At 69.5% G+C, this 21,915-nt stretch carries 21 protein-coding genes and 1 riboswitch (1 of these 22 only partly in view); of the genes, 6 read left to right on the top strand and 15 right to left on the bottom strand.

Annotated features, from left to right (window positions below):
• Positions 1-10 precede the first annotated feature (10 nt).
• The 6 genes from ACWPN7_RS00370 to ACWPN7_RS00345 form a co-directional block, all read right to left on the bottom strand.
• Positions 11-724 carry a DUF6925 family protein gene (locus ACWPN7_RS00370; protein ID WP_149651058.1) on the bottom strand — a complete coding sequence of 238 codons (714 nt, stop codon included), beginning with the start codon at positions 722-724 and terminating at the stop codon, positions 11-13.
• Positions 724-1,524, bottom strand: coding sequence for an ABC transporter ATP-binding protein (locus ACWPN7_RS00365; RefSeq protein ID WP_459197583.1), 801 nt, complete (start codon positions 1,522-1,524; stop codon positions 724-726). The genes ACWPN7_RS00370 and ACWPN7_RS00365 overlap by 1 nt, the downstream gene beginning before the upstream one ends.
• The gene (locus ACWPN7_RS00360) at positions 1,524-2,531 is read right to left on the bottom strand and encodes a FecCD family ABC transporter permease (protein WP_349620930.1); all 1,008 of its coding nucleotides are present in this window, start codon (positions 2,529-2,531) and stop codon (positions 1,524-1,526) included. Before ACWPN7_RS00360 ends, ACWPN7_RS00365 begins: the two co-directional genes overlap by 1 nt.
• The gene (locus ACWPN7_RS00355) at positions 2,528-3,388 is read right to left on the bottom strand and encodes an ABC transporter substrate-binding protein (RefSeq protein WP_459197582.1); all 861 of its coding nucleotides are present in this window, start codon (positions 3,386-3,388) and stop codon (positions 2,528-2,530) included. Before ACWPN7_RS00355 ends, ACWPN7_RS00360 begins: the two co-directional genes overlap by 4 nt.
• Complete coding sequence (locus ACWPN7_RS00350; RefSeq protein ID WP_459197581.1) at positions 3,385-5,313, bottom strand: TonB-dependent receptor plug domain-containing protein; 1,929 nt, start codon at positions 5,311-5,313, stop codon at positions 3,385-3,387. Before ACWPN7_RS00350 ends, ACWPN7_RS00355 begins: the two co-directional genes overlap by 4 nt.
• A 116-nt stretch (positions 5,314-5,429) precedes the next feature.
• Positions 5,430-5,648: riboswitch (cobalamin riboswitch) on the bottom strand.
• Between the two features lie 54 nt (positions 5,649-5,702).
• Positions 5,703-6,161, bottom strand: coding sequence for a hypothetical protein (locus tag ACWPN7_RS00345; RefSeq protein ID WP_137104512.1), 459 nt, complete (start codon positions 6,159-6,161; stop codon positions 5,703-5,705).
• A gap of 659 nt (positions 6,162-6,820) precedes the next feature.
• Between ACWPN7_RS00345 and ACWPN7_RS00340 the strand changes: the two genes are divergently transcribed.
• Positions 6,821-7,867, top strand: coding sequence for a TerC family protein (locus tag ACWPN7_RS00340; RefSeq protein WP_149651053.1), 1,047 nt, complete (start codon positions 6,821-6,823; stop codon positions 7,865-7,867).
• Positions 7,868-7,992: 125 nt separating this feature from the next.
• Here ACWPN7_RS00340 and ptsP read toward each other — a convergent pair whose 3' ends face one another.
• From ptsP to ACWPN7_RS00300, 8 genes are all read right to left on the bottom strand, one after another.
• Positions 7,993-9,765, bottom strand: a complete 1,773-nt coding sequence (ptsP, locus tag ACWPN7_RS00335) for a phosphoenolpyruvate--protein phosphotransferase (protein ID WP_014199773.1) — start codon at positions 9,763-9,765, stop codon at positions 7,993-7,995.
• On the bottom strand, positions 9,755-10,096 hold the full coding sequence (locus ACWPN7_RS00330; RefSeq protein WP_014199774.1) for an HPr family phosphocarrier protein: 342 nt from the start codon (positions 10,094-10,096) through the stop codon (positions 9,755-9,757). The genes ptsP and ACWPN7_RS00330 overlap by 11 nt, the downstream gene beginning before the upstream one ends.
• A gap of 4 nt (positions 10,097-10,100) precedes the next feature.
• Positions 10,101-10,502, bottom strand: coding sequence for a PTS sugar transporter subunit IIA (locus ACWPN7_RS00325; RefSeq protein ID WP_014199776.1), 402 nt, complete (start codon positions 10,500-10,502; stop codon positions 10,101-10,103).
• A gap of 126 nt (positions 10,503-10,628) precedes the next feature.
• Entirely contained in the window at positions 10,629-11,552 is a 924-nt protein-coding gene (rapZ, locus tag ACWPN7_RS00320; protein ID WP_137116795.1) for an RNase adapter RapZ, read from the bottom strand.
• Complete coding sequence (locus ACWPN7_RS00315; RefSeq protein ID WP_451994732.1) at positions 11,549-12,040, bottom strand: HPr kinase/phosphorylase; 492 nt, start codon at positions 12,038-12,040, stop codon at positions 11,549-11,551. The genes rapZ and ACWPN7_RS00315 overlap by 4 nt, the downstream gene beginning before the upstream one ends.
• Positions 12,041-12,185: 145 nt before the next feature.
• The gene (locus tag ACWPN7_RS00310; RefSeq protein WP_040133822.1) at positions 12,186-12,665 is read right to left on the bottom strand and encodes a hypothetical protein; all 480 of its coding nucleotides are present in this window, start codon (positions 12,663-12,665) and stop codon (positions 12,186-12,188) included.
• 182 nt (positions 12,666-12,847) lie between these two features.
• The gene (locus ACWPN7_RS00305; protein WP_456526132.1) at positions 12,848-14,611 is read right to left on the bottom strand and encodes a stimulus-sensing domain-containing protein; all 1,764 of its coding nucleotides are present in this window, start codon (positions 14,609-14,611) and stop codon (positions 12,848-12,850) included.
• Positions 14,583-15,278, bottom strand: a complete 696-nt coding sequence (locus tag ACWPN7_RS00300; protein WP_014199781.1) for a response regulator transcription factor — start codon at positions 15,276-15,278, stop codon at positions 14,583-14,585. The genes ACWPN7_RS00305 and ACWPN7_RS00300 overlap by 29 nt, the downstream gene beginning before the upstream one ends.
• Positions 15,279-15,675: 397 nt before the next feature.
• Here ACWPN7_RS00300 and ACWPN7_RS00295 point away from each other — a divergent pair, with 397 nt between their 5' ends.
• The 5 genes from ACWPN7_RS00295 to ACWPN7_RS00275 all read left to right on the top strand — a co-directional run bounded on the left by ACWPN7_RS00295 (position 15,676) and on the right by ACWPN7_RS00275 (position 21,026).
• Positions 15,676-16,467 (top strand): HugZ family pyridoxamine 5'-phosphate oxidase, encoded by a 792-nt coding sequence (locus ACWPN7_RS00295; RefSeq protein WP_040133820.1) that lies wholly within the window; start codon positions 15,676-15,678, stop codon positions 16,465-16,467.
• Between the two features lie 292 nt (positions 16,468-16,759).
• Complete coding sequence (locus ACWPN7_RS00290) at positions 16,760-18,628, top strand: phosphoenolpyruvate carboxykinase (GTP) (RefSeq protein WP_282184649.1); 1,869 nt, start codon at positions 16,760-16,762, stop codon at positions 18,626-18,628.
• Between the two features lie 279 nt (positions 18,629-18,907).
• Positions 18,908-19,768: a flagellar motor stator protein MotA gene (gene motA, locus ACWPN7_RS00285; protein WP_492273080.1), complete on the top strand. Its 861-nt coding sequence runs from the start codon at positions 18,908-18,910 to the stop codon at positions 19,766-19,768.
• Positions 19,769-19,782: 14 nt separating this feature from the next.
• Complete coding sequence (locus ACWPN7_RS00280; RefSeq protein ID WP_103041729.1) at positions 19,783-20,775, top strand: GNAT family N-acetyltransferase; 993 nt, start codon at positions 19,783-19,785, stop codon at positions 20,773-20,775.
• A 77-nt stretch (positions 20,776-20,852) separates the two neighbouring features.
• A complete protein-coding gene (locus tag ACWPN7_RS00275; protein WP_175428775.1) occupies positions 20,853-21,026 on the top strand; it encodes a hypothetical protein in 174 nt (57 codons plus the stop codon).
• A gap of 13 nt (positions 21,027-21,039) precedes the next feature.
• Here the strand turns inward: ACWPN7_RS00275 and ACWPN7_RS00270 are convergent, their stop codons facing one another.
• Positions 21,040-21,915, bottom strand: the 3' portion of a protein-coding gene (locus ACWPN7_RS00270; RefSeq protein ID WP_459197580.1) for a peptidoglycan DD-metalloendopeptidase family protein. 489 nt of this gene lie beyond the right edge of the window; 876 of the gene's 1,365 nt are visible here — the last part of the coding sequence; the start codon falls outside the window, past its right edge — the gene reads right to left on this strand; the stop codon is at positions 21,040-21,042.

Below are 21,915 nucleotides of genomic sequence, written 5' to 3'. Positions count from 1 at the left end.
GGGCAGGACCTCAGCGCCCCAACCCCTCCCACGCGGCGAAGGACTCCGCGGGTGGCGACAGGTACAGGCTGGGCACCCAGCCGTCCGGGATCGGGACGGTCGCCGCGTGGGTCCGGTTGTGGGCCAACAGCTTCGGCAGGACATGGGTGTGCGGACCCTCCGGGCTGCGGCCGTCGGGCGGCGGGATCGGCTGGCTGACCTCGATCCGGCCGAAGGGGCCGATGAAGACGCGGTCGGGGCTGAGCGCCGGCAGGTCGGGCGGCAAGGGGTTGCCCGGCGCCAGCAGCTCCGTCCCGACGACCGCGCGCAGGCGGGCGATGGTGGCGGGATCGGAACTGCGGACGCAGACGTCGGTCTGGAAGACGCCCAGCCCAAGGTCGAACAGCTGGGCGTCGCGGTCCGTCTCGGCGATGGCCTCGCGGTCGGGACCCAGCTCGGTCACCACGCCGCGCCGGTTCATCGCACCGACGTGACGGGGCAGGCAGAGGGCCACGGCGAGGCTGCCGTTGCGTGTCCGGTAGGGCACCGCGCGGATCGCCGGACCGGGGCGCAGGCGCAGCCCGCCGCGGGCGGTCCGCGCCTCCAGCTCCGGGCCGTCGTCGCGCAGGGCGACGGGTTCGTCCGGGTCGCGGATGAACTCCGCGATGGCGCCGAAAGCGCCGAGGCTCCAGCCGGTGGCCGGATCGTTCAGCGCGTCGCGCAGCAGGGAAGACAGGTCGCTCATCAAGGCGTCTCCGGTTGGCAAGTCGGGGAAGGCAGGGCGTGCCAGGGAAGCAGGAAGGGCTCACCGCCGGCCTCGCCCCGGTGGACGGCGATGCCGTAGGCGGCGCGCAGGTGGGCGTCGGTCAGCACCCGCTCGGGCGGCCCGTCGGCCCGCACGCCGCCGCCCGACAGCAGGATCAGCCGGTCGCAGAAGCGGGCGGCCAGGGTCAGGTCGTGCAACACCGCCACCACGCCGCTCCCCCGGCGGGCGGTGTCGCGCAGCAGCGCCATGCAGGCGAGCTGGTGGCCGGGATCGAGCGCGGCGACCGGCTCGTCGGCCAGCAGGACGGGCGCCTCGGTCGCCAGGGCGCGGGCGAGCAGGACGCGCATCCGCTCGCCCCCCGACAGGGTGCCGACGATCCGCCCGCGCAGATGCGTGGCGTCGGCGGTGGCGAGCGCCCGCTCCACCGCCGCGTGGTCCGCCGCGGTGATCCCGCCCAGCGCGCCGCGGTGGGGGAGGCGGCCCAGCAGGACCAGCGCCTCGGCGCGCAGCGGCCAGTGCACCGGGCCGCTCTGCGGCAGATAGGCGATGCCGCGGGCGAGTGCCCGGCGTCCGGCCTTCGCGGCGGTCCGTCCGTCGAAGGTGACGCGGCCCGCCGCCGGCTCGGCGAGACCGGCGAGGAGGCGCAGCAGGGTGGTCTTGCCGGCGCCGTTCGGGCCGATCAGACCGGTGAAGGAGCCGGGCTCGATGGTGAGATTGACTCCCGTCAGGATGGCGCGCCCGCCAGCGGTGGCGGACAGGCCGTGGGTTTCGATGCGCATTACGCCTCCTCCCGCCGCAGCCGGGCGATCAGGACGATCAGGAAGGGCGCCCCGATCAGGGCGGTGACCACGCCCAGCTTCAATTCGGGCCGCGTCGGCAGCAGCCGGACCGCGATGTCCGCGGCCAGGGTCAGGCACGCTCCGGCCAGACCGGCCAGCAGCAGCAGCCGTCCGGGCCGCGCCCCGGCCAGCGGGCGCATCAGGTGCGGGGCGACCAGCCCGACGAAGCCCACGGCGCCGGTGACCGACACCGCGCTGCCCACCGCCAGCGCCGCCCCGGCGATCAGCCGGACGCGCAGCCCGGTGAGGTCGAAGCCCAGGCTGCGCGCCGCGTCCTCCCCCAGGGTCAGCGCGTCGAGCGCGCGGGCGCCGGACAGGCAGAGCGCCCAGCCCGCCAACATCGGCGGCAGGACGAGCCAGAGCTGGTCGGTGCCGCGGTCGGCCAGCGACCCCATCAGCCAGAACACGATCTCCAGCGCCGCGTAAGGGTTGGGGGCGAGGTTGAGGGCCAGCGCGGTCAGCGACCCGGCGAGGCTGTTGATGGCGATGCCGCCGATGACCAGCGCCGTCGTTCCGGCCCCCCGCGCCGCCATCAGGTTCAGCAGCACCGCGGCTGTGGCCGCCCCGGCCATGCCACCGAGTGGCAGGGCCAGCGACAGCGCGGCTGACAGGCCGCTGTAGAAGACGATCACCGCGCCCAGCGCCGCCGCGCTCGACACGCCGACCAGCCCCGGCTCGGCCAGTGGGTTGCGCAGCCAGCCCTGCATCGCCGCCCCGGTCAGCCCCAGGCTGAAGCCGACCAGCAGGCCGAGCAGGGCGCGCGGCAGGCGCAACTCGGCCAGCACCAGCGCGCCCAGGGTGGGGCGCCCGGCGAGCCAGTCGGACAAAGCGGCGCCCAGGTCGAACGGCACATAGCCGACCGCCGCCGACACCGCGCAGAGCGCCAGCGCCAGAAGGGTCAGCCCGGCGACCAGCGCGGGGTAGGGGATGCGCGAGTCCCGGCTCATGGCACGGCTTCCCGCGCGGCGGCCAGCCGTTCGGCGGCCTCGGCGATCTGCGGGCCGGGGCAGGTCCATAGGCGGGAGGGCAGCGACACGGTGCGGACCTGACGTTTCAACGCCTTCAGGGCCGGGTGGTGCAGCAGGGCGCCGGCCAGCGACGGCGGCGCGTCGGGCGCGGCGTCGACGATCAGCACGTCCGCGCCGCCCAGAATGATGGCTTCCAGCGGCAGGGCGCCCTGGCTGCCCAGCGGCAGGCGGTCGGCCATGTTCTCCAGCCCGGCGCGGGCCAGGAGCTCGTCGACCAGCGACCCGGACCCGGCGACGAAGCCGTTGGGGCGCAGCACCACCGCGGTCGGGCGCGGTCCCGGCGCCGCGGGGGGCAGGGCGTCGAGGCGGGAGAGCAGGTCGGCGACCAGCACCTCCCCCCGGTCCGGCTCGCCGACGGCGCGGGCGAGGCCGCGGATCTGCTCCGCCACCCCCGCCACGCTCTGCGGGACGTCCAGCTCCAGCAGCGGGGCGTCCAGCCGCGTCAGCAGCCCGACCGCGACCCGCGTGGTGTAGCGCCCGGCGACGATCAGGTCGGGGTTGAGCGGCAGGATCTCCTCCGCCGTCCCGTGATTGACCGGCACCCGCGACGCCAGCGCCGCGACGGTGGAGGTGCGGGGATCGCGCGCCAGCCACGTCACAGCGGCGAGGCGCTCCGGCCCGACGAGCCGCAGCAGCAGCTCGTCGGCGCAGAGATTCAGGGAGACGATGCGCTGTGGTTTGCTGGGCGGTTTTGCCGGCGGCGCCTCCCACGCCGCCGCCGGCCCTCCCGCGGTCAGCAGGAGGGCGGTGGCCAGCCCGAGAAAGGTGGGCCTCACAGCGACAGCCGCAGCCCGAGATACCCGGCCCGTCCCGGCGCGCCGTAGGTCCAGACTTCCTGGTACCGGCGGTCGAACAGGTTCTCCACGCGCCCGAAGACTTCGACCCCCTCGGACAGCGCGTAGGACCCGGCCATGTTGACCAGCGTGTAGGGGGCGAGATTCACGACCTGCCGGTTGTAGAAGGGATCGTAGGCCCAGTCGCTGGACCGCCCGTTGTAGACGACGCCGAGGTTGGCGTTCGCCCGGTCCTCCAGGAAGCGGTAATTGACGTTCAGGCTGGCGAGCTGCTTGGGCCGGCGCACCAGCTCCGCCCCCGTGGAATCCTCGCCGTCGGTCCAGGTGTAGGAGCCGCGGACGGTCAGCCGGTCGATCGGCTCCACCGACAGGCCAAGCTCAAAGCCGCGGATGTGGGACTCGCCCGGCATGTTGACGGAGGTCCGCCCGGTGCCGGTGATGAGGTCGCGGATGCGCTGGTCGAACCACGTGCCGTCCACGGAGGCCCGCGTGCCCCACAGCGCCTGATCGAAGCCGGCGTCCCAGCCGCGCGCCCGTTCCGGCTTCAGGTTCGGGTTGCCGGCGTAGGTGGCGGTGTAGCCGTACAGCTCGAACAGGGTCGGATTCTTGACGCCGGTGCCGTAGGAGGCGCGCAGCTTCGTCCCGCTCTCCTCGACCAGATAGGCCGCCGTGGTGCGCCATGTGGTGGCGTCGCGGAACAGGTCGTTCTCGTCGTGGCGGACGCTGCCGGTCAGGGTCAGACGGTCGAACAGGCCCAGCTTGTACTGACCCACCAGCCCGGTGGAGCCGATGGAGCGGTCGAAGCTGGAGAAGGCGCTGCGACTGATCGCCTTGTCCTCCTCATGCTCCACGGCGGCGGTCAGCACATGGTCGGCGGGGCCGCTCTTCAGCGTCAGGTTGGTCTGGTAGTCGGCCTTGGTCTTGCGCCCGTCGTAGCGGCTGGTCACCGTCTTGGCGTCGTCGCGGTAGTCGCGCTGCTGGCGGCCATGGGTCAGGCCGACGATGTGCTCCCACTTTCCGTCGAGAAGGGCGATCTTGCCCTGGAGGCGCCCGAAATACTGCTCCCCGGCGGTGCTGGTCCCGTCGTCGACGGCGCCGCGCCCGCCGACGAAGCCGTCGGTGTCGGTGCGGAAGCGGGTGTAGCGGCCGGTCACCGCGATCTCGCTGTGCTCGGTCGGGCGGACGGCGGCGTTTCCGGTCAGCGTGCCGTTGCGGTAGCCGTCCTTCTCCGGGTTGCCGAGCCGCTTGTCGGCGACCGACACACCGTCGCTGGTGACGCCCTGGCCGCTGAGGAACAGGTCGTAACGGTCGGTCCCGGTGCCGAAGGAGGCCCGCCCGGCGGCGGTGCCGAAGGACCCGCCCTCGACGGCGGCGCCGAACCGGGGGGCGCCGGCGCCGCGGCGGGTCACGATGTTGACGACGCCGCCGACCGCGTCGGAGCCGTAAAGCGCGCTCTGCGGGCCGCGCAGCACCTCGACGCGTTCCACGTCGCCGGCCAGCAGGTTGGCGAAGTCGTATTCGGAACCGGCGGCGGGATCGTTCACCTCGATCCCGTCGATCAGGACGAGCGTCTGGTTGCCCTCCGACCCGCGGATGCGGAGCTGGGTCAGGGTGCCCATAGGGCCGGTGCGGTTGACGGCGACGCCGGGCACCGCGCGCAGCGCGTCGGACAGCACCTGGGTCTGGCGCTGCTCCAGTTCCTCGCGGGTGATGACGGTCAGGGCGCTGCCGGTTTCCTCGGCGGCGGTGGGGACGCGGTTGGCGGTCACCGAGACCGGCGGAAGCGTCGTGATGGTGGTGGAATCGGCGAAGGCCGACGTGGGGAGGGCCGACACGGGAAGGGCAAGGCTTCCCAGAAGGGCGGCGAAGGACGCCGTCCGGTGAAGGCGGGGAACGCGGACACTCATTGAGACCTCGGGCGGGACGCCGGTGGCACGTCACCGCGAACGAAGTCCCCCCGGACGCTCCGCGAACGGACTCCCGGTTCGACGACCTTCGGTGCACCCCGCCCGAACGTGTTCGCGTGTGACCACGACTGACGGCAGGTCTCCTGGCTCGCGGGTTATCGTCGGCCCATCGCCTTCCCAGGATCGCGATCCCAGTGGCATTCCGATGGACGACTCGCCGCTTACAGTTGCGGGGGCAGCCCCGGCGTAGGACCCTCGCACGGCAAATCGCCGCTGGGTCCGCACCGTGTTCCCATTTTCAGCCCTTTCGGGCAACCGTCGGGTGCGAAGCTACGCGGGCGGAACGGCTCCGGTCAAGCCGCAATCCGCCCGTCCTCGCCCGACTGGCGTCAGAGTGTGGTTCTCGGCCCGACCGCGGACCCATCCGGCATGGGCGGCACCATCTCCTTGCAATTGCCGACGCAATAGGTCTGTGCCTCGATCCGGCCGCCGCAGGATTTGTAGCAATCGTTGTAATCGGAGGAGCAGGTGAGGTTGCTGTAGCAGCTGGGGTTCCGGTCGAAATCGCTGAACGTCTTGATCTTCTTCTTGTCCGCGTCCTTGGGCAAGGAACGGAGATAGGCCTGATATTCGCCCTGGGCGCGGGTCGTCGCCTCGGCCCGGCAGGTCTGTACGGCCAGCTCCTTTGCGGATTGGCAGATCGTCTGTGCCTGCTTGCACTGGGCGACACAGAGCTTTCCCGCCTCGCTGACGGGTGGAAAATAGCTTGCGACCGTCTCGAAACGCGGGCCGCAACCAGCCAATCCGGCCGCCAGCAGGCAGCCGAGCAAAATGGAACGCCGCATCATTGTGGGTGTCCTGCCGTGAATTACCGTCAATCGCTACGAACAACCCACCGGTGCGGAATCATCCATGGGCGACACGGAATTCGCAAAGCCGGCTCCCGGACCGGAACGCCGGCAACCCATGGGCGATCAACCGGCTGGTGTCGTTGCCTGCGGCCATCGCGCCGATCATGGTCCGGAAAGGACGCGCCCCCCTCTTGTCGCCGCGCGGGGGCCTGACTACATGACGGGTGAGGTCCGGGCCCCTCTGGCAGCGTCGCCCGGCGCTGTGATGTCGGACTTCCCATAGAGCCGTCGCTTTGGCGCGGCCTTGCGGAAGCTGGCCCTATCTTCCCCCTGGGTCCCGCTCCACCACAAGGTCCACCGCCGGACGACGGTCCCCGACGGGCCTTTGGGAGACATCGGCATGGACCGCACCGAACCAACATCCTGACCGACCGCCACGTCTCCACGGCAAACGATGGAGGCGGGCGCTCTGGCGCGCCGCGGCAAAGCCGTCGCGCGCGCTTGTCCGTTGACCGCAGACCTTGCGGTCACGATTCCAGTCCGGGCCCCTCTGGCCGATGCGTCCCGCCGTGGCGCATCGGTGATGTCGGACTGCTCATGTGACGATCGACGTCTCCGCTTGCGGGAGCGGAGTGCATGAAGCAAGGGACAGTTCCATGGATCAGATCGTTTTAATGTGGGCCGGCTTCGCCGTCTTCGTTGGCGTGCTTTTGGCCTTTGATCTTGGTGTATTTTCCAAGAAATCCCATGTGATCTCCGGCCGCGAGGCGCTGATGCGCTGCGCGGCCTATTCCACGCTGGCGATGATTTTCGCCGCCGGCGTCTTTCATTTCCAAGGGTCGCAGAAGGGGCTGGAGTTCCTGACCGGCTACCTGATCGAATACAGCCTGAGCGTCGACAACATCTTCGTCATCGCGCTGATCTTCACGCATTTCGCGGTGCCGCCGCAGTACCAGCACCGGGTGCTGTTCTGGGGCATCCTGGGCGCGTTGGTGATGCGCGGCGTGCTGATCGTGGCGGGCACGGCGCTGATTCAGGAATTCCATTGGATCATTTACATCTTCGGCGCCTTCCTGATCTTCAGCGGCATCAAGATGCTGATGTCGGTGGACGACGAGCCGGACATGGAGAACAACCGGATCGTCAAGTTCGTCCGCTCCCGCTTCCGCATGACCGACGGCTACGAGGGGCAGAAGTTCTTCGTGATGCGCGACGGCGTGCGGATGATGACGCCGCTGTTCCTCGTGCTGATCCTGATCGAGTTCACCGATCTGGTCTTCGCCGTGGACTCCATCCCGGCGGTCTTCTCGGTGACCACCGATCCGTTCATCGTCTGGACCTCCAACGTCTTCGCGATCCTCGGCCTGCGCGCCCTCTACTTCGCGCTGGCCTCGATCATCCACCGCTTCCATTACCTGAAATACGGCCTGTCGCTGGTTCTGGTGGTGGTCGGCGCCAAGATGCTGATGATCGACATCTACAAGATGCCGACGGCGGTGGCGCTGGGCATCACGGCCGTCCTGGTCGGCGGTTCCATCGTCTTCTCGATGCTGAAGACCCGCGCGGATGCGGCTCCGGAAGCCGCGGACGGCGAGGCCCGCCGCTGGTGGGTGCCGGGCAGCCCGGCGAAGGGTGCCAGCGGTTCCACCGCGGCCTCCTCCGGCGATGCGGCCGCGGTGCCCACGGACGGCAAGGGCCAGTAAGACGTTCCACGTGAGGATGAGCCCGGTCCGGTGGATCGGGCTCATTCCGTCGAGGGCGCCGCCGACTCCTCCGGCGTCGCCGTCACCAAGCGCTGTCCTCTCGCCTTCGAAAAGGAGAGGCCGTCTCAGCCCACGGCGTTGAAGTCGTCCAGCAGGGCGGCGATCCGCCCGCTGTCGCTCTGGTCCATGATGACGCGGGCGCGGCGGGTGGCCTCCTGGAGGTCGAGCTTGCGGATGCGCCGCTTCACCAGGGGGATGGCCGGCGGCACCATCGACAGGTCGCGCACGCCGAGCCCGAGCAGCAGCGCGGTGTAGCGCGAATCGCCGGCGATCTCGCCGCAGACCGACACCGGGATGCGGGCGCGCAGCGCCGCCTCGATGGTGAACTGGATCAGGCGCAGCACCGCCGGGTGCAGCGGGTCGTAGAGCGAGGCGACCTGCTCGTCGCCGCGGTCGATGGCCAGCGTGTACTGGGTCAGGTCGTTGGTGCCGATGGAGAAGAAGTCGGCGGCGTAGGCCAGCGCGTCGGCGGACAGCGCCGCGCCCGGCACCTCCACCATCACGCCCACCGGCGGCAGCGGGTCGGCGATGGGGACGCCGCGGCGGCGCAGGCGGCGGGCCACCTGGCCCATCATCTCGCGCACGCGCTGCACCTCGGCAACCGAGCAGATCATCGGCAGCAGGATGCGCAGCGGCCCGTGGACGCCGGCGCGCAACATGGCGGCGAGCTGCGTCTCCAGAAGCTTCGGCTCGCGCAGGCCCAGCCGGACGGCGCGCAGGCCGAGCGCCGGGTTCGCCGGCTCGCCGTAGCGGCCGGCCATCCAGCCGGCCAGCTTCTCCCCGCCGACATCCATGGTGCGGGCGGTGACGGTGCGGCCGCCCATGCCCTCCACGATGGAGCGCAGGACGGTGTACTGCTCGTCCTCGTCCGGCAGCTGGTCGCGGTTCATGAACAGGAATTCGGTGCGCAGCAGCCCGATGCCCTGCGCCCCGTTCTCCAGCGCGTGGTCGAGGTCGCGCGGCAGCTCCAGATTGGCCTGGAGAGTCACCGCGGTGTTGTCGCGGGTGACCGCCGGCAGCTTGCGCAGGCCCTTCAGCTGCTCGCGCTCGCGCTCGCGCTCGGCGCGGCGTTGCCGGTAGTCCTCCAGCACCTCGGGGGTGGGGTCGATGATGACGCGCCCCTGCACCCCGTCCACGATGACCGTGATCCCGTTCTTCAGCCCGGCCAGCAGCCCGCCGACGCCCAGCACCGCCGGAATGCCCAGCGAGCGCGCCATGATCGCCGTGTGCCCCTCGGCGCCGCCGAGCACGGTGGCGAAGCCGGCGACGCGGCGCGGGTCGAGCAGGGCGGTGTCCGCCGGGGTCAGCTCCTCGGCCAGGATCACCGCGCCGGGATTCAGCATGGAGAAGGCCTGATACTCGTGCCGCATCAGGTTGCGGATCAGCCGCCGCCCCACCTCGCGCACGTCGGCGATGCGCCCGGCGAGGTAGCTGTCCTCCATGCTCGCGAAGGTCTGGGCGATGGTGGCGATCTCTGCCTGGACCGCGGCCTCGGCGTTGACCAGCTCCTGCTGGATGCGACGCTCGACGCCGCGCGTCAGGCGGGAGTTGGTGACCATCGCCAGATGGGCGTCGAGAAGGAAGCCGATCTCCTCCGACGCCGAGCCGGGCAGCACCAGCGCCTTGGCCTTCAGCTTGCGGATCTGGCGGCGCGCCTTGCCGCAGGCGTCGGCGAAGCGCGCGGCCTCGGCCTCCACCTGGTCGGCGGTGAGCGTGTATTCGGGAACGCGGATGGCGCCGCTCTCCACCACATGGGCCGGGCCGATGGCAATGCCGGGCGAAACGCCCAACCCGCGCAACGACCGTCCCTGGCCTGCGGCCGGAACGTCAGTCTTCATCGAACTTGCGGGTGATCAGATCCACGAGAGCGGCCATGGCCTCCTCGGCCTCGCGGCCATAGGCGTACAGCTCCACCGAGGTGCCGGGGCCGGCGGCCAGCATCATCAGGCCCATGATGGATTCGCCCGACACTTGCGTCTCGCCGCGCCGCACCTCGATTTCGGCATCGAAGGTGGCGACCAGCTTCACGAATTTCGCCGCCGCGCGGGCGTGCAAGCCGCGCTGGTTGCTGATCGTGACGGTCTGGCAGATTTCGGGATTCCTCTCCGGATTCTGTCCGTCGATACCAGGGGCGCCTTGTGCGGGCGCCTTCTCATCTGGAGAACTCATCGGGTCACCCGTCCGACAGCAGCGAGGAAGCGACGTTGATGTATTTCTGACCGGCCTCGCGCGCGGCGGTCACGGCGTGGGTCAGCGTTTCCTGGCGGCGCACGCTGGCCAGCTTGATCAGCATCGGCAGGTTCACGCCGGCAATCACCTCGACCTTCGCCTTGTCCATGATGGAGATGGCGAGGTTGGACGGGGTTCCACCGAACATGTCGGTCAGCACGACGACGCCGGACCCGTCGTCCACGTCGGCCACGGAGTTCAGAATGTCCTGGCGGCGCTGCTCCATGTCGTCGTCTGGGCCGATGCACACGGCCCGCACCTGCTGCTGCTCACCCACCACATGCTCCAGCGCGGCGATGAACTCTTCCGCGAGGCGCCCGTGGGTTACCAGAACCATACCGATCATGGGACATCCTTCAATTCTGGAGCCTCCCCCGAAGCCACATTCTTATTGCGGCACTTATGAACGATCCCTTATCCGGATCGATCCAGTTCACCCCTCCGGCCAGTCCCCCTGGCCGCCCTTCGGCTGTCAGCCGGCCCGCGGGGCCTGACGTTCCAGCTCCCGGTGGCTGATCCCGACCTTCAACCCCAGCCCGCCCAGCCACGCGGCCAGCCGTTCCGCGACGAACACGGAACGGTGCTTGCCGCCCGTGCAGCCGACCGCGATGGTCAGGTAGCTCTTGCCCTCCTGGTTGTAGCGCGGCAGAAGCGGCTGCAACAGGTCCGTCAGATGACGGAAGAATTCGGCGAAATCCGGGTCGCCCTCCACCCGCGCCGCCACGCGGGGATCCAGGCCGGTCAGCGGTCGCAGTTCCGGATCATAATGGGGATTCGTCAGGAAGCGTACGTCGAACACGAGGTCCGCCTCGCGAGGCAACCCCATCCGAAATGAGAAGGAGGTGACGAAGACCTGGAGCGCCGCCTGGGTGCCGATCTGGAAGTTGCCGGCCAGGATGCGGCGCAGGTCGTGGATCGACAGCTGCGTGGTGTCGATGGTCACGTCGGCCCGCTGCTTCAGCGGCAGCAGCATGGCGCGTTCCAGCTGGATGCCGTCGGGCACCGGGCGGTCGATGGCCAGCGGGTGGCGGCGGCGCGTCTCGGTGAAGCGGCGCTGCAGCGTCTCGTCCCCGCAGTCGAGGAAGACCAGCCGCACCTCCAGCTCCGCATGGGCCTTCAGCGCCTCGACCTCCTCAAGCATGGCGTGGGCGGAAAAGTCGCGGGTGCGGCTGTCGATGACCAGGGCCAGCGGGCGCTTGCGCGGGTCGGCCTGCTCCAGAAGCGCCGGGACCAGCGAGAGGCGCAGGTTGTCCACCGCCTCGTAGCCCAGATCCTCCAGCGCCTTCAGGGCGATGGACATGCCGGCGCCAGACATGCCGGTGACCAGCACGAGCTGTCCGCCCTGGCCCGCGGGCTGTTCCATCGGCTGGTCTTGCACGGTGAGGCGGTCGGTCATGGCAGGTTCGGTACCTTTCCCAGCGAGCCGGCCCGCGCCGCGGCGGCGGCCAGTTTCAGCTTGGCCGGTGCCGAGGCGTCGAAGGGGCAGAGGGCGAGACGCGGCACGGCCCGGTCGAGGAGGTCGGCAGTCTCCTCCTCGGGCAGGCGCTCCACGGCGCCGCGCGGCACCAGATCGACGACCAGGGCGATTTCCGCCTCCGTGGCGGCGGGCATGGGCATGATGCCGACGCCCCGCACCTCCAGCAGTCCGGCCAGCGCCGCCGGCGCCGTCGCCATCACCCTGCCATCCTCCACGCGCAGCTCCACCCGGTCGTCGGCAACCAACAGCGCCCCCGCGTCGATCATCCGCAGGGCGAGATCGGACTTGCCGCTGCCCGACGGTCCCCGCAACAGCACGCCGATGGGTGTTTCGCCCCGGTTGCCGCCGTTTCCATGGCCGCCATTCCATGGGCCGACCAGGACGCAGGTGCCGTGAATCGTTGCCATGATCCCGCGAAGGTGAGGCGTGCCGCCGGTTCTGTCAATGGGATGCCGAAAATGCATCCTTTTCCCGCCCGGTCCGCCTCGAATGCGCCGCCGCGACGGCCATGGCCCGCCGCCTGCTTCCCGGCTGCCCTCAGCCTGGCCGCCCTCAGCTTGGCCGGTCGCATCCCGCGGCCAAGCCCAGGCAGGGGCCGCCGGGACGCGCCGCGCGGCGGATGTCCAACAGCTCGCTGGCCAGCGCGTCGCGCCGCCGGATCATCTCGTCCAGATCGTCCAGTTCCGCGGCTTCCTGGCAGGCGGTGCGGAAATCCTTCTCGCGGGCCAGGCGGGTGAGAAGATGGCTGTAGCTGTCGGCGATGGTCGCCAGATGCCGCTGGGCGCCCTGGAGCGCCTGCGCCAGTTGCGTCCGCTCGTCGGCCGACGCGCGCATCATCCGGGCCAGTTCGCCCTGCTGGACGCTGGCCTCGCGGATCAGGCGGGCCAGCCGGTAGCGGCGGAAGTCGATGACGTTGATCGAGGCCGGGGCGACCGAAGTCGGGGCGGCCTCGTCGGTCTGGCGCGGTGCGATCGGCTTGAAGTCGGACTTGGCGTCTGACTCGGACTTGGCGTCTGACGTGGCGTCTGACATGGCCCCTCTTCCGGTAGGTGACGTCCGGTTGTCGAAAGGCCAGCCGTCGCAGGCGCGGGAATGACCAGAATCGAGCATCCGCCGCACCCACGACTTTGTCCATACGTCTTTTCTCAAATTGCAACTATGCCGCATCCACCACGTGGAAATCCAAGAATGTGGAAATCCAACCTGGACGTCCGTCAAGGGCGGGGCAGGCGCACGGTGAAGACGGCGCCGGTCGTCTCCCCGCCGGGGCCGAGCCGGTTGTCGGCCCGGATGGTGCCGCCGTGGGCCTCCACGATCTGCTTGGAGATCGACAGGCCGAGCCCCGAATGGGTGCCGAACTTTTCGCCGGCCGGCCGCTCGGTGTAGAAGCGCTCGAAGATCGCCTCCTCCTTGCCCTCCGGGATGCCGGGGCCGTCGTCGCTGACCGTCACCTCGACCGCGCCGTCCGGGGTGCGCCGGGCGGCCAGCCGGACCTGCCCGCCGGGCGGCGAGAAGGACAGGGCGTTGGCGATCAGGTTCTGGAAGACCTGGGTCAGCCGTCCCTCCAGCCCCTTGACGGTCAGCGACCCGCCGCGCGGCGGCTCGATGACGACGCTCGGCGGGGCGTCCGTTCCGTCGCCGTCCTCCTCGTCCTCGTCCTCCGCGGTGGTGTGGTGGATGTCGGCGAGCGTGCGGAGCATGGCGCCGATGTCCACCGGCTCCAGCGCGGCGCGCGACAGCTCGGCGTCCAGGCGCGAGGCGTTGGAGATGTCGCTGATCAGCCGGTCCAGCCGCTGCACGTCGTCGGCGATGATCGCCATCAGCTTGTCGCGGCGGGCCGGGTCCTGGATGCGGCTGACCGTCTCGACCGCGCTGCGCAGCGAGGTCAGCGGATTCTTGATCTCGTGGGCGACGTCGGCGGCGAAGCGCTCAATGGCGTCCATGCGCGCCCACAGCGCCGCCGTCATGTCGCGCAGCACGCCGGACAGCTCCCCGATCTCGTCGCCGCGGCGGGTGAAGTCGGGGATCTCGGTGTGGCGCCCATGGCCGGTGCGCAGCCGGTCGGCGGCCTGGGCCAGCTTGCGGATGGGCCGGGCGATGGTGCCGGCCAGATAGAGCGACAGCAGGACCGTGACCAGAAGCGCCACCGCGAAGACGCGCAGGATGTCGGTGCGCACCGACCGGATGGCCTCGTCGATCACGGTGCCGCTGCGCGACAGCAGCACCGCCCCCAGCACCTCCTTGTAGCGCTGGACCGGGACGGCGACCGTCAGCAGCAGGTTGGAGCGGGCGACGGGCGAGGCCAGCCGCCACACCGTCGCGCTGTTCTCGCCGGCCAGCGCGCGCTCCACGTTGGGCGGCGGGGCGACCGATTCGGCGGCGTGGCCCGGCGGCTCGCGGTAGAGCGGCAGGTTTTCCCGGCTCGGCACCACGTCGATGAAGCGGGCGTAGAACTCGTTGACCGCGCGGGACGCCGGGTCGCCGGCGGGCGGCAGCGGCAGTTCCTGGATCTCGATCTTGCCGGGCGAGCCGGTCAGCACGCGGCTGTCCGACAGCAGCCGCCCGTCCGGGCCGTAGAGCCGGGTGTGCGTCTCCGTCGCCAGCGCCAGCCGGCGGATCATCTGGCGTCCCAGTTCCGGCGACAGCTCGTAGCTTTCCTGGCCCTGCTCCGGCTCCTCGGCGGCCCGCTGCACGGCGCCCTCGCCGAGCGCCGAGGCGAAGATGCGCGCCTCCGTCTCCAGCGCGTCCAGCTCCGCCTGGACCAGCCGGTCCTGGTAGCGGCCGAGATAGAGCAGGGCGCCGACCAGAAGCAGCAGCGCCAGCACGTTGACGGCGAGAATCCGCAGGGTCAGCGGCGACGGCACGCCGCGCACCCGGCGCCGGGACGCGGCGCGCGGCGCGGCGCCGGGCTTGACGGGTGGGGAAGGGGCGTGGTCCGGCGCGCGGACCTCACTCCCTGTATCGGTAACCGACGCCATAGAGCGTTTCGATCTGCGCAAAGTCGGAATCAATGGCCTTGAACTTCTTGCGGAGCCGCTTGATGTGGCTGTCGATGGTGCGGTCGTCGACATAGACGTTCTCGCCGTAGGCGGCGTCCATGAGCTGGTCGCGGCTCTTCACATGGCCGGGGCGCTGGGCCAGCGCCTTCACCAGAAGGAATTCCGTCACCGTCAGGTCGATGGGCTGGCCCTTCCAGGTGCAGGAATGGCGGGCGCCGTCCATGACCAGCGGGCCGCGGGTCAGCATCACGCCGGGTTCCGGCGCGGTCTTGTCGCGGGTCGCCGCCTCGCGCCGCAGCAGGGTGCGGATGCGCTCCACCAGCAGGCGCTGCGAGAAGGGCTTCTTGATGTAGTCGTCCGCGCCCATGCGCAGACCCATCAGCTCGTCGACCTCGTCGTCCTTGCTGGTCAGGAAGATGACCGGCAGATGGCTGGTCTGGCGCAGGCGTTGCAGCAGCTCCATCCCATCCATGCGCGGCATCTTGATGTCCAGCACGGCGAGGTCCGGCGGGCGCTGGGTCAGGCCGCGCAGCGCTTCGGCGCCGTCGGTGTAGGTGCGCACCTCGAACCCCTCCGCTTCCAGCGCCATGGCAACGGAGGTCAGGATGTTCCGGTCGTCATCCACCAACGCTACGGTGTGAGACATGTCGTTCGCGTTCCCAATCACACACCCCGTTTTCAGCAACCGCCGGTGTCGGCGATCGGCGTCCGCGGCCAATTCCAGCGGATGACCGGCCCCTTACGGTCGCTTACTACGGAAGAATGGTTTCGTCTTATTTCGAAAAGCGGACTTTCCTAATGCTCCACGATGCCTATGAGGCGGCGCAAAGGCATGAAAAGCCAACTTTTCGCTTTTCCCAACCTATTTGTCTGGGCCAATATGGCACCAATGCGGCGCCGGGGAAACGGTGCTGCGCGGGAGAACGCATTCGTTTCAGGGCATGAGTTCCGACGAGTTCCCCATCCGTCCGACCCCATCGGGGCCGGGCGCCGCGGCGTCATCGGACGTTGGCGGCCGAACGGGAGGCGCCGCAAGGCGCCTGATGCGTGGTGCCGGGCTCGCGGCGCTGTCCACCGCCCTGCGCGGGGATGACGACCAGCATGATGGCCAACACGATGGCCGGGCCGGCTGGCCCTATCCCTCTCTGGTCCAGGTGGCCTTCGACCTCGACGGCACGCCCCTTCTTCTGCTCTCCACGCTGGCCGACCACACGAAGAACATCGCGCGGGACCCGCGCGTCGGCCTGCTGTTCGACGGAACGGCAGGGCTGGCGGAACCGCTGTCCGGGCCGAGGCTGTCGGTTCTCGGGCGGGCCGAGCGTTCGGAGGAGCCGCGCCACCGCGCCCGCTTCCTGGCGCGCCATCCCGGTGCCGCTCTCTACGCCGGCTTCGCCGATTTCAGCGTCTATGCCGTGTCGGTGGAGCGCGCCCATCTGGTGGCCGGCTTCGGCCGGGTGCGGTGGCTCGACCGCGCCGACCTCCTGCTGCCCGGCGTCCCCGCGGCGCTGGCCGAGGCCGAGGGCGCCATCCTGGGCCACATGAACGCCGACCACGCCGACGCCTTGCGGCTGTACGCCACAGTTCTCGCCGGACGATCCGCCGACGGCGCCGAGCCGTGGACGATGACCGGAATCGACCCCGACGGCTGCGACCTGCGCCGCAGCGGCGAAATGGCGCGGGTTGATTTCGATCACAGCGTGGAAAACCCCGAAGACGCTAGGGTCACTCTTGCCGGGCTCGCCCGGCAGGCCCGCCAGAGCGCGTCCGGCAGCGCGCCCGGCGCGGCGGATGACCCGGTGGATTCGCCGGTGGAATCGAATGATCGTGACGGCTAACCACGACGCCGCGGCAAGCGGCGCGCAAAAAAGAGCGCAACCAGGAGAAAACGTCAGTGGACCATAACGGACCGACCCGTTGCCGTTTTGGGTTTGTGGCCCTCGGGCCACCCCTCTCTTGCCAATCAGGACATCGGGCGCGCCCGGGGGGCGCGTCGGGATGACCGCCGTCCGGCCTGTGGGCCGGGCTGCGGTGGTTTGAGCCGGCGGAACGACACCGCCACCGAACGAGGACGGCTTCGATAAGGGCCGAAAAGGCCAGCCGTCCGGACCTCCGGGCACCGGCCCCCGCATTCCAAGGGGGCGGCGAACCCGGAGACGAGTTGAGAGGCAAAGGATGACCGGAACAACGCGCACGCGGAACAAGAAGCTCCTGGCCTGGGTCGAGGAGATCGCGAACAAGTGCAAGCCCGAGCGGGTGCACTGGTGTGACGGATCGCAGGAGGAATATGACCGCCTGTGCGCCGAGATGGTGGAATCGGGCACCTTCATCAAGCTGAACGAGGCCAAGCGCCCGAACTCCTACCTCTGCCGTTCCGATCCGGGCGACGTCGCCCGCGTCGAGGACCGGACCTTCATCTGCTCCGAGCGCAAGGAGGATGCCGGCCCGACCAACAACTGGGTCGCCCCGGCGGAGATGAAGGCGAAGCTGGACGGCCTGTTCGAGGGCTGCATGCGGGGCCGCACCATGTATGTGGTGCCCTTCAGCATGGGGCCGCTGGGCTCCGACATCGCGCACATCGGCGTGCAGATTTCCGACAGCCCGTACGTCGCGGTGAACATGCGCATGATGACCCGCATGGGCCAGAAGGTGCTGGACATCCTGGGCGACGGCGACTTCGTGCCCTGCCTGCACTCCATCGGCGCGCCGCTGGAGCCCGGCCAGCCGGACGTGGCGTGGCCGTGCAACGCCGACCACAAGTACATCGTCCATTTCCCGGCCGATCACTCGATCGTCTCCTTCGGCTCGGGCTACGGCGGCAACGCCCTGCTCGGCAAGAAGTGCTTCGCGCTGCGCATCGCCTCCTCGATGGGCCGCGAGCAGGGCTGGCTGGCCGAGCACATGCTGATCCTCGGCGTGGAAAGCCCGGAGGGCGAGAAGACCTACGTCGCGGCCGCCTTCCCGTCGGCCTGCGGCAAGACCAACTTCGCCATGCTGGTCCCCCCGGCCGAGTTCGAAGGCTGGAAGGTCCGCACCATCGGTGACGACATCGCCTGGGTGAAGCCGCAGCCGGACGGCACGCTGCGCGCCATCAACCCGGAGGCCGGCTTCTTCGGCGTGGCGCCGGGCACCAGCATCAAGTCGAACCCGAACGCGCTGAAGACGCTGAACGCCAACGTCATCTTCACCAACGTCGCGCTGACCGACGACGGCGACGTGTGGTGGGAGGGCCTGACGGACGAGACGCCGGCTCACCTGATCGACTGGCAGGGCAACGACTGGACCCCGGCGTCGGGCCGTCCCGCCGCGCACCCGAACTCGCGCTTCACCGCCCCGGCGGCGCAGTGCCCGTCGATCGATCCGGCTTGGGAAGACCCGGCGGGCGTGCCGATCTCCGCCTTCATCTTCGGCGGCCGCCTGTCCAAGACCTTCCCGCTGGTGTTCGAGGCCTACAACTGGCGCGAGGGCGTCTACTGGGCGGCGACCATGGGCTCGGAGGCGACCGCCGCCGCCGTGGGCCAGGCCGCCATCCGCCGCGACCCCTTCGCCATGCTGCCCTTCTGCGGCTACAACATGGCCGACTACTGGAACCATTGGCTGGCGATGGAAGGCAAGGTGGAGAACCTGCCGCGCATCTACCGCGTCAACTGGTTCCGCAAGGACGAGAACGGCAAATTCGTCTGGCCGGGCTTCGGCGACAACATGCGCGTCCTGCGCTGGATCGTCGATCGTGTCCGCGGCCGTGCGGTCGATGCGGCGGAGAGCCCGTTCGGCTATATGCCGCGCTATCAGGACCTGAACTGGGCCGGTCTGGATTTCGCCGAGGACAAGTTCCGCAAGATCATGGACATCGACCGGAAGGAAGCCGAGGCCGAGGCCAAGGACCAGGAGGAGCTGTTCAACCGCTTCGGCAGCCACCTGCCGGACGAGATCGAGCAGCAGCGCGTGGCGCTCCTCAAGCGTCTGGAGGAGGCTCCGGACACCTGGCGGATCGGCTGATCGGGCCGGCGCCGGATCGTCCGAGCGTGTGAAGAGGGACCGCCCACGGGCGGTCCCTTTTCTTTTGCGCGTGTGGCTGCGGCGGGGTGCTTTTCGGGTACTCCTTTCGTGACACGATCCTTTGTCACGGCTAGGATCGCGTCCGACGCCGGGTGATTTACAAAAACTCAAGGGATTGCTGCGTCACTGGGCCGGCAGAACGCAAGCACCCCCGCCTGACCGGCTTTCCGCGGAGCGGACCGGCCAAGGCACGGAAAATGACGCTGGAGGACGGAAGACATGTTCGTGATGATCGGCTTCGGCGTCGTGGTGTTCAGCGTCTTCGGGGGCTACGTCCTGGGTGGCGGTCACCTGGGCGTGCTGTGGATGCCCTTCGAGTTCATGATCATCCTGGGCTCCGCCGCCGGCGCGTTCCTGATCGGCAACCCAAAAGCGGTGGTCACACACACAGGCAAGGAACTCGGCCACCTCTTCAAAGGGCCAAAATACAAAAAGGATGACTTCCTCGAACTTCTCACCATGATGTATCAGGTCTTCAAGATCGCGAAGACCAAAGGGCTGCTCGCCCTCGAACAGCACATCGAGAAACCCGAGGACTCACCACTCTTCCAGCAGTTTCCAAAATTCTACGGCGACCACCACGCCATATCCTTCCTCTGCACCTATCTGCGTCTGATGTCGCTCGGGGCCGACAACCCGCACGAGCTGGTCGACCTGATGGACGAGGACATCGAGACCATGCACCACGAGCACCAGCGGATCGCCGACGCCATCCAGGCGGTCGCCGACGCCGTTCCGGCGCTGGGCATCGTCGCGGCGGTGCTGGGCGTGATTCACACCATGGGGTCGATCACCGAGCCGCCGGAAGTTCTGGGCAAGCTGATCGGCGGCGCGCTGGTCGGCAACTTCACCGGCATTCTCGTCGCCTACGGCTTCCTGGCGCCGATCGCCAGCGGCCTGAAGAACATCTACCACGCCGAAGGGAAATACTATCAGGCGATGAAGATCGGTCTGATCGCGCATTTGTCCGGCTACGCCCCGGCCATCTCGGTCGAATACTCGCGAAACGTGCTGGAGCCCGAGTACCGGCCGAGCTTCGCCCAGGTGGAAGAGGCCACCTCGGCCCTGCCGCCCGCCTGACGCCGGACCCTCCCATGCCGTCCCCGAGCACTTCCGAAGGCGCCGTCACCATCCTGTGGAACGAGGGGACGGTGGGCGAGTGGGCGGCGCTCTTCGCCCGCGTTCCCCGCTCCACCCTGCCGCAGTGCTTCGCCTACGCCGGCGCCATGGGGCGCACCCATGGCTTCGTGCCGCGGCTCGGCCTGATCCGGCGCGACGGCACGCCCATCGGGATCGTCCAGCTTCTGGAGCGGCGCACGCTGCGCCTGTTCCACCAGCGCCAGATCCACCGTGGCCCGCTGTGGCTCGACGGGATCGAGCCGGATCTGGAGATTCAGGAGGCGGTCTTCCGCCTGCTGCGCCGGACCTGCCCCGACAACCCGCTGAACCGGGCCAGCCTGCTGCCCGAGCTGGCCGCCGGGCCGGAGGCCGAGGCGATGCTGCAACGTTGCGGTTTTCGCCGCTTCGGCCCCGGCTACCGCACGGTCTGGCTCGACCTGTCGCGGGGGGAGGAGGAGTTGCGCGCGGCGATGGCCCGCGACTGGCGCCAGAGGCTGAAGGGGGCGGAGAAGGCGGGTCTGGTCATCGACCTCGACTGGGAGGCCAAGAACCTGCCCTGGCTGATGAAGCAGGAGCATGAGCAGGCCCTGACCAAGCAGTTTCGTCCGATGACCGGCGCGCTGGCCGTGCGCATCCGCAACGCGCTGCTGAAGGGCGGAGGGAAGGGCGACGGGGTGTTGATGGTCGCCGCCCTGGAGGATCGCTCGAAGACCGCCGCGCCGGCGGCGAGCGCGCTCTTCTACATTCATGGCGGCTCGGCCACCTACCAGATCGGCTGGTCGAGCGAGTCGGGGCGCAAGAGCGGCGCGATGCGGCTGGTGCTGTGGCGGGCGGCCCTGGCGCTCAAGGCGCGCGGCGTGGGCTGGCTCGACCTCGGCGGCATCAACCCGGACAGCGCGCCGGGCGTCACGGAATTCAAGCTGGGAACCGGCGGTCAGGCGGCGGAGAGCGCCGGCCTGTTTCGCTGATCCTGATCCGCGGAAAAGGTGCCGTTGAATCCCGGCGCCGACTGTCTCATCCTGGTTGCGAGCGGAAGGAGCACGCCATGGCCGACAACGACATGAAACCGGAAGAGGCGCAACTGGCCATCGCCAAGGCGGCCCAGATGAAGCCGCAGGTTCAGGCCATGCGCGACCGTCTCCGCAAGATGGCGGACGACGAGGAGAAGGGCGTCCAGATCCTCGCCAGCGCCATCCGCCGTTTCCTTCACCAGGAGTAGGCGGGGCGACGCCTCAGCAGGTCGTCGCCTTGGTGCAGCCCTTGTCCTCGTGCGGGCCCGGGGTGCGGGCGAGCTGGAGGCCGCTGCGCGCCTGCTCGAAGGTTTTCTCCAGCGACCGCACCGTCTGCTCGAAGGCTTGCAGTTCACGGCCCTCCAGCTTGTCGCCGGTCGGCAGGTCGATGCTCTTCGGATTGATCTGCTGGCCGCCCTTCAGCACCTCGTAATGCAGATGCGGGCCGGTGGACCGCCCGGTGGTGCCGACATAGCCGATGACGTCGCCCTGGTCGACACGGGCGCCGCGGCGCGTGCTTTTGGCGATCCGGCTCAGATGGGCGTAGGCTGTGGCGATCTGGGTGTTGTGGCGGATGCGGATGTAATTGCCGTAGGCGCCGTTCGGCCCGACCTCCTCGACCACACCGCCGCCTGCGGCGTAGATCGGCGTTCCGGTCGGCGCGCCGAAATCCATGCCCTTGTGCATCTTGCTGAAGCCCAGGATCGGATGGTGGCGCATGCCGAAGCCCGAGGTGATCCGCGCGCCGTCGATCGGCGTGCGCAGCAGGGCGCGGCGGATGCTCTCGCCGTCGCGGTTGTAATAGTCGATCCGCCCGTCCCGGCTCTTGTGCCGGTAGATCGGGTACTCCTTGCCGCTTAGCACCAGCGCGGCGTAGAGCACGTCGCCTTCGCCGGCGCTCTTGCCGTCCGCGGTGACCAGCCGCTCATAAAGGACCTCGAATTGGTCGCCCGGCTGAAGGTCGCGCTGGAAGTCCACGTCATAGGAATAGTCACGGATCAGCGCCATCATCACCGACACCGGCACGCCGGCGGCATTTCCCGCCTCGAACAGGCTCGACCGGATCACCGTCTGCGCGGCGACCGGCTGGCGGGTGAC

This window comes from Azospirillum sp. UENF 312511, from assembly GCF_058780635.1.
This window is presented reverse-complemented; position numbering and strand designations above follow the sequence as displayed.

Bases quoted from the DNA above. Each gene is read 5' to 3' on its own strand.
- ACWPN7_RS00325 (WP_014199776.1), bottom strand. From the start codon at position 10,502: ATGATCGGTATGGTTCTGGTAACCCACGGGCGCCTCGCGGAAGAGTTC.
- ACWPN7_RS00295 (WP_040133820.1), top strand. From the start codon at position 15,676: ATGCGTGGTGCCGGGCTCGCGGCGCTGTCCACCGCCCTGCGCGGGGAT.
- ptsP (WP_014199773.1), bottom strand. From the start codon at position 9,765: ATGAAGACTGACGTTCCGGCCGCAGGCCAGGGACGGTCGTTGCGCGGG.
- ACWPN7_RS00305 (WP_456526132.1), bottom strand. From the start codon at position 14,611: ATGGCGTCGGTTACCGATACAGGGAGTGAGGTCCGCGCGCCGGACCAC.
- ACWPN7_RS00315 (WP_451994732.1), bottom strand. From the start codon at position 12,040: ATGGCAACGATTCACGGCACCTGCGTCCTGGTCGGCCCATGGAATGGC.
- ACWPN7_RS00310 (WP_040133822.1), bottom strand. From the start codon at position 12,665: ATGTCAGACGCCACGTCAGACGCCAAGTCCGAGTCAGACGCCAAGTCC.
- ACWPN7_RS00360 (WP_349620930.1), bottom strand. From the start codon at position 2,531: ATGAGCCGGGACTCGCGCATCCCCTACCCCGCGCTGGTCGCCGGGCTG.
- ACWPN7_RS00340 (WP_149651053.1), top strand. From the start codon at position 6,821: ATGGATCAGATCGTTTTAATGTGGGCCGGCTTCGCCGTCTTCGTTGGC.
- ACWPN7_RS00345 (WP_137104512.1), bottom strand. From the start codon at position 6,161: ATGATGCGGCGTTCCATTTTGCTCGGCTGCCTGCTGGCGGCCGGATTG.
- ACWPN7_RS00370 (WP_149651058.1), bottom strand. From the start codon at position 724: ATGAGCGACCTGTCTTCCCTGCTGCGCGACGCGCTGAACGATCCGGCC.
- ACWPN7_RS00275 (WP_175428775.1), top strand. From the start codon at position 20,853: ATGGCCGACAACGACATGAAACCGGAAGAGGCGCAACTGGCCATCGCC.
- rapZ (WP_137116795.1), bottom strand. From the start codon at position 11,552: ATGACCGACCGCCTCACCGTGCAAGACCAGCCGATGGAACAGCCCGCG.
- ACWPN7_RS00300 (WP_014199781.1), bottom strand. From the start codon at position 15,278: ATGTCTCACACCGTAGCGTTGGTGGATGACGACCGGAACATCCTGACC.
- ACWPN7_RS00350 (WP_459197581.1), bottom strand. From the start codon at position 5,313: ATGAGTGTCCGCGTTCCCCGCCTTCACCGGACGGCGTCCTTCGCCGCC.
- ACWPN7_RS00330 (WP_014199774.1), bottom strand. From the start codon at position 10,096: ATGAGTTCTCCAGATGAGAAGGCGCCCGCACAAGGCGCCCCTGGTATC.
- ACWPN7_RS00365 (WP_459197583.1), bottom strand. From the start codon at position 1,524: ATGCGCATCGAAACCCACGGCCTGTCCGCCACCGCTGGCGGGCGCGCC.
- ACWPN7_RS00280 (WP_103041729.1), top strand. From the start codon at position 19,783: ATGCCGTCCCCGAGCACTTCCGAAGGCGCCGTCACCATCCTGTGGAAC.
- motA (WP_492273080.1), top strand. From the start codon at position 18,908: ATGTTCGTGATGATCGGCTTCGGCGTCGTGGTGTTCAGCGTCTTCGGG.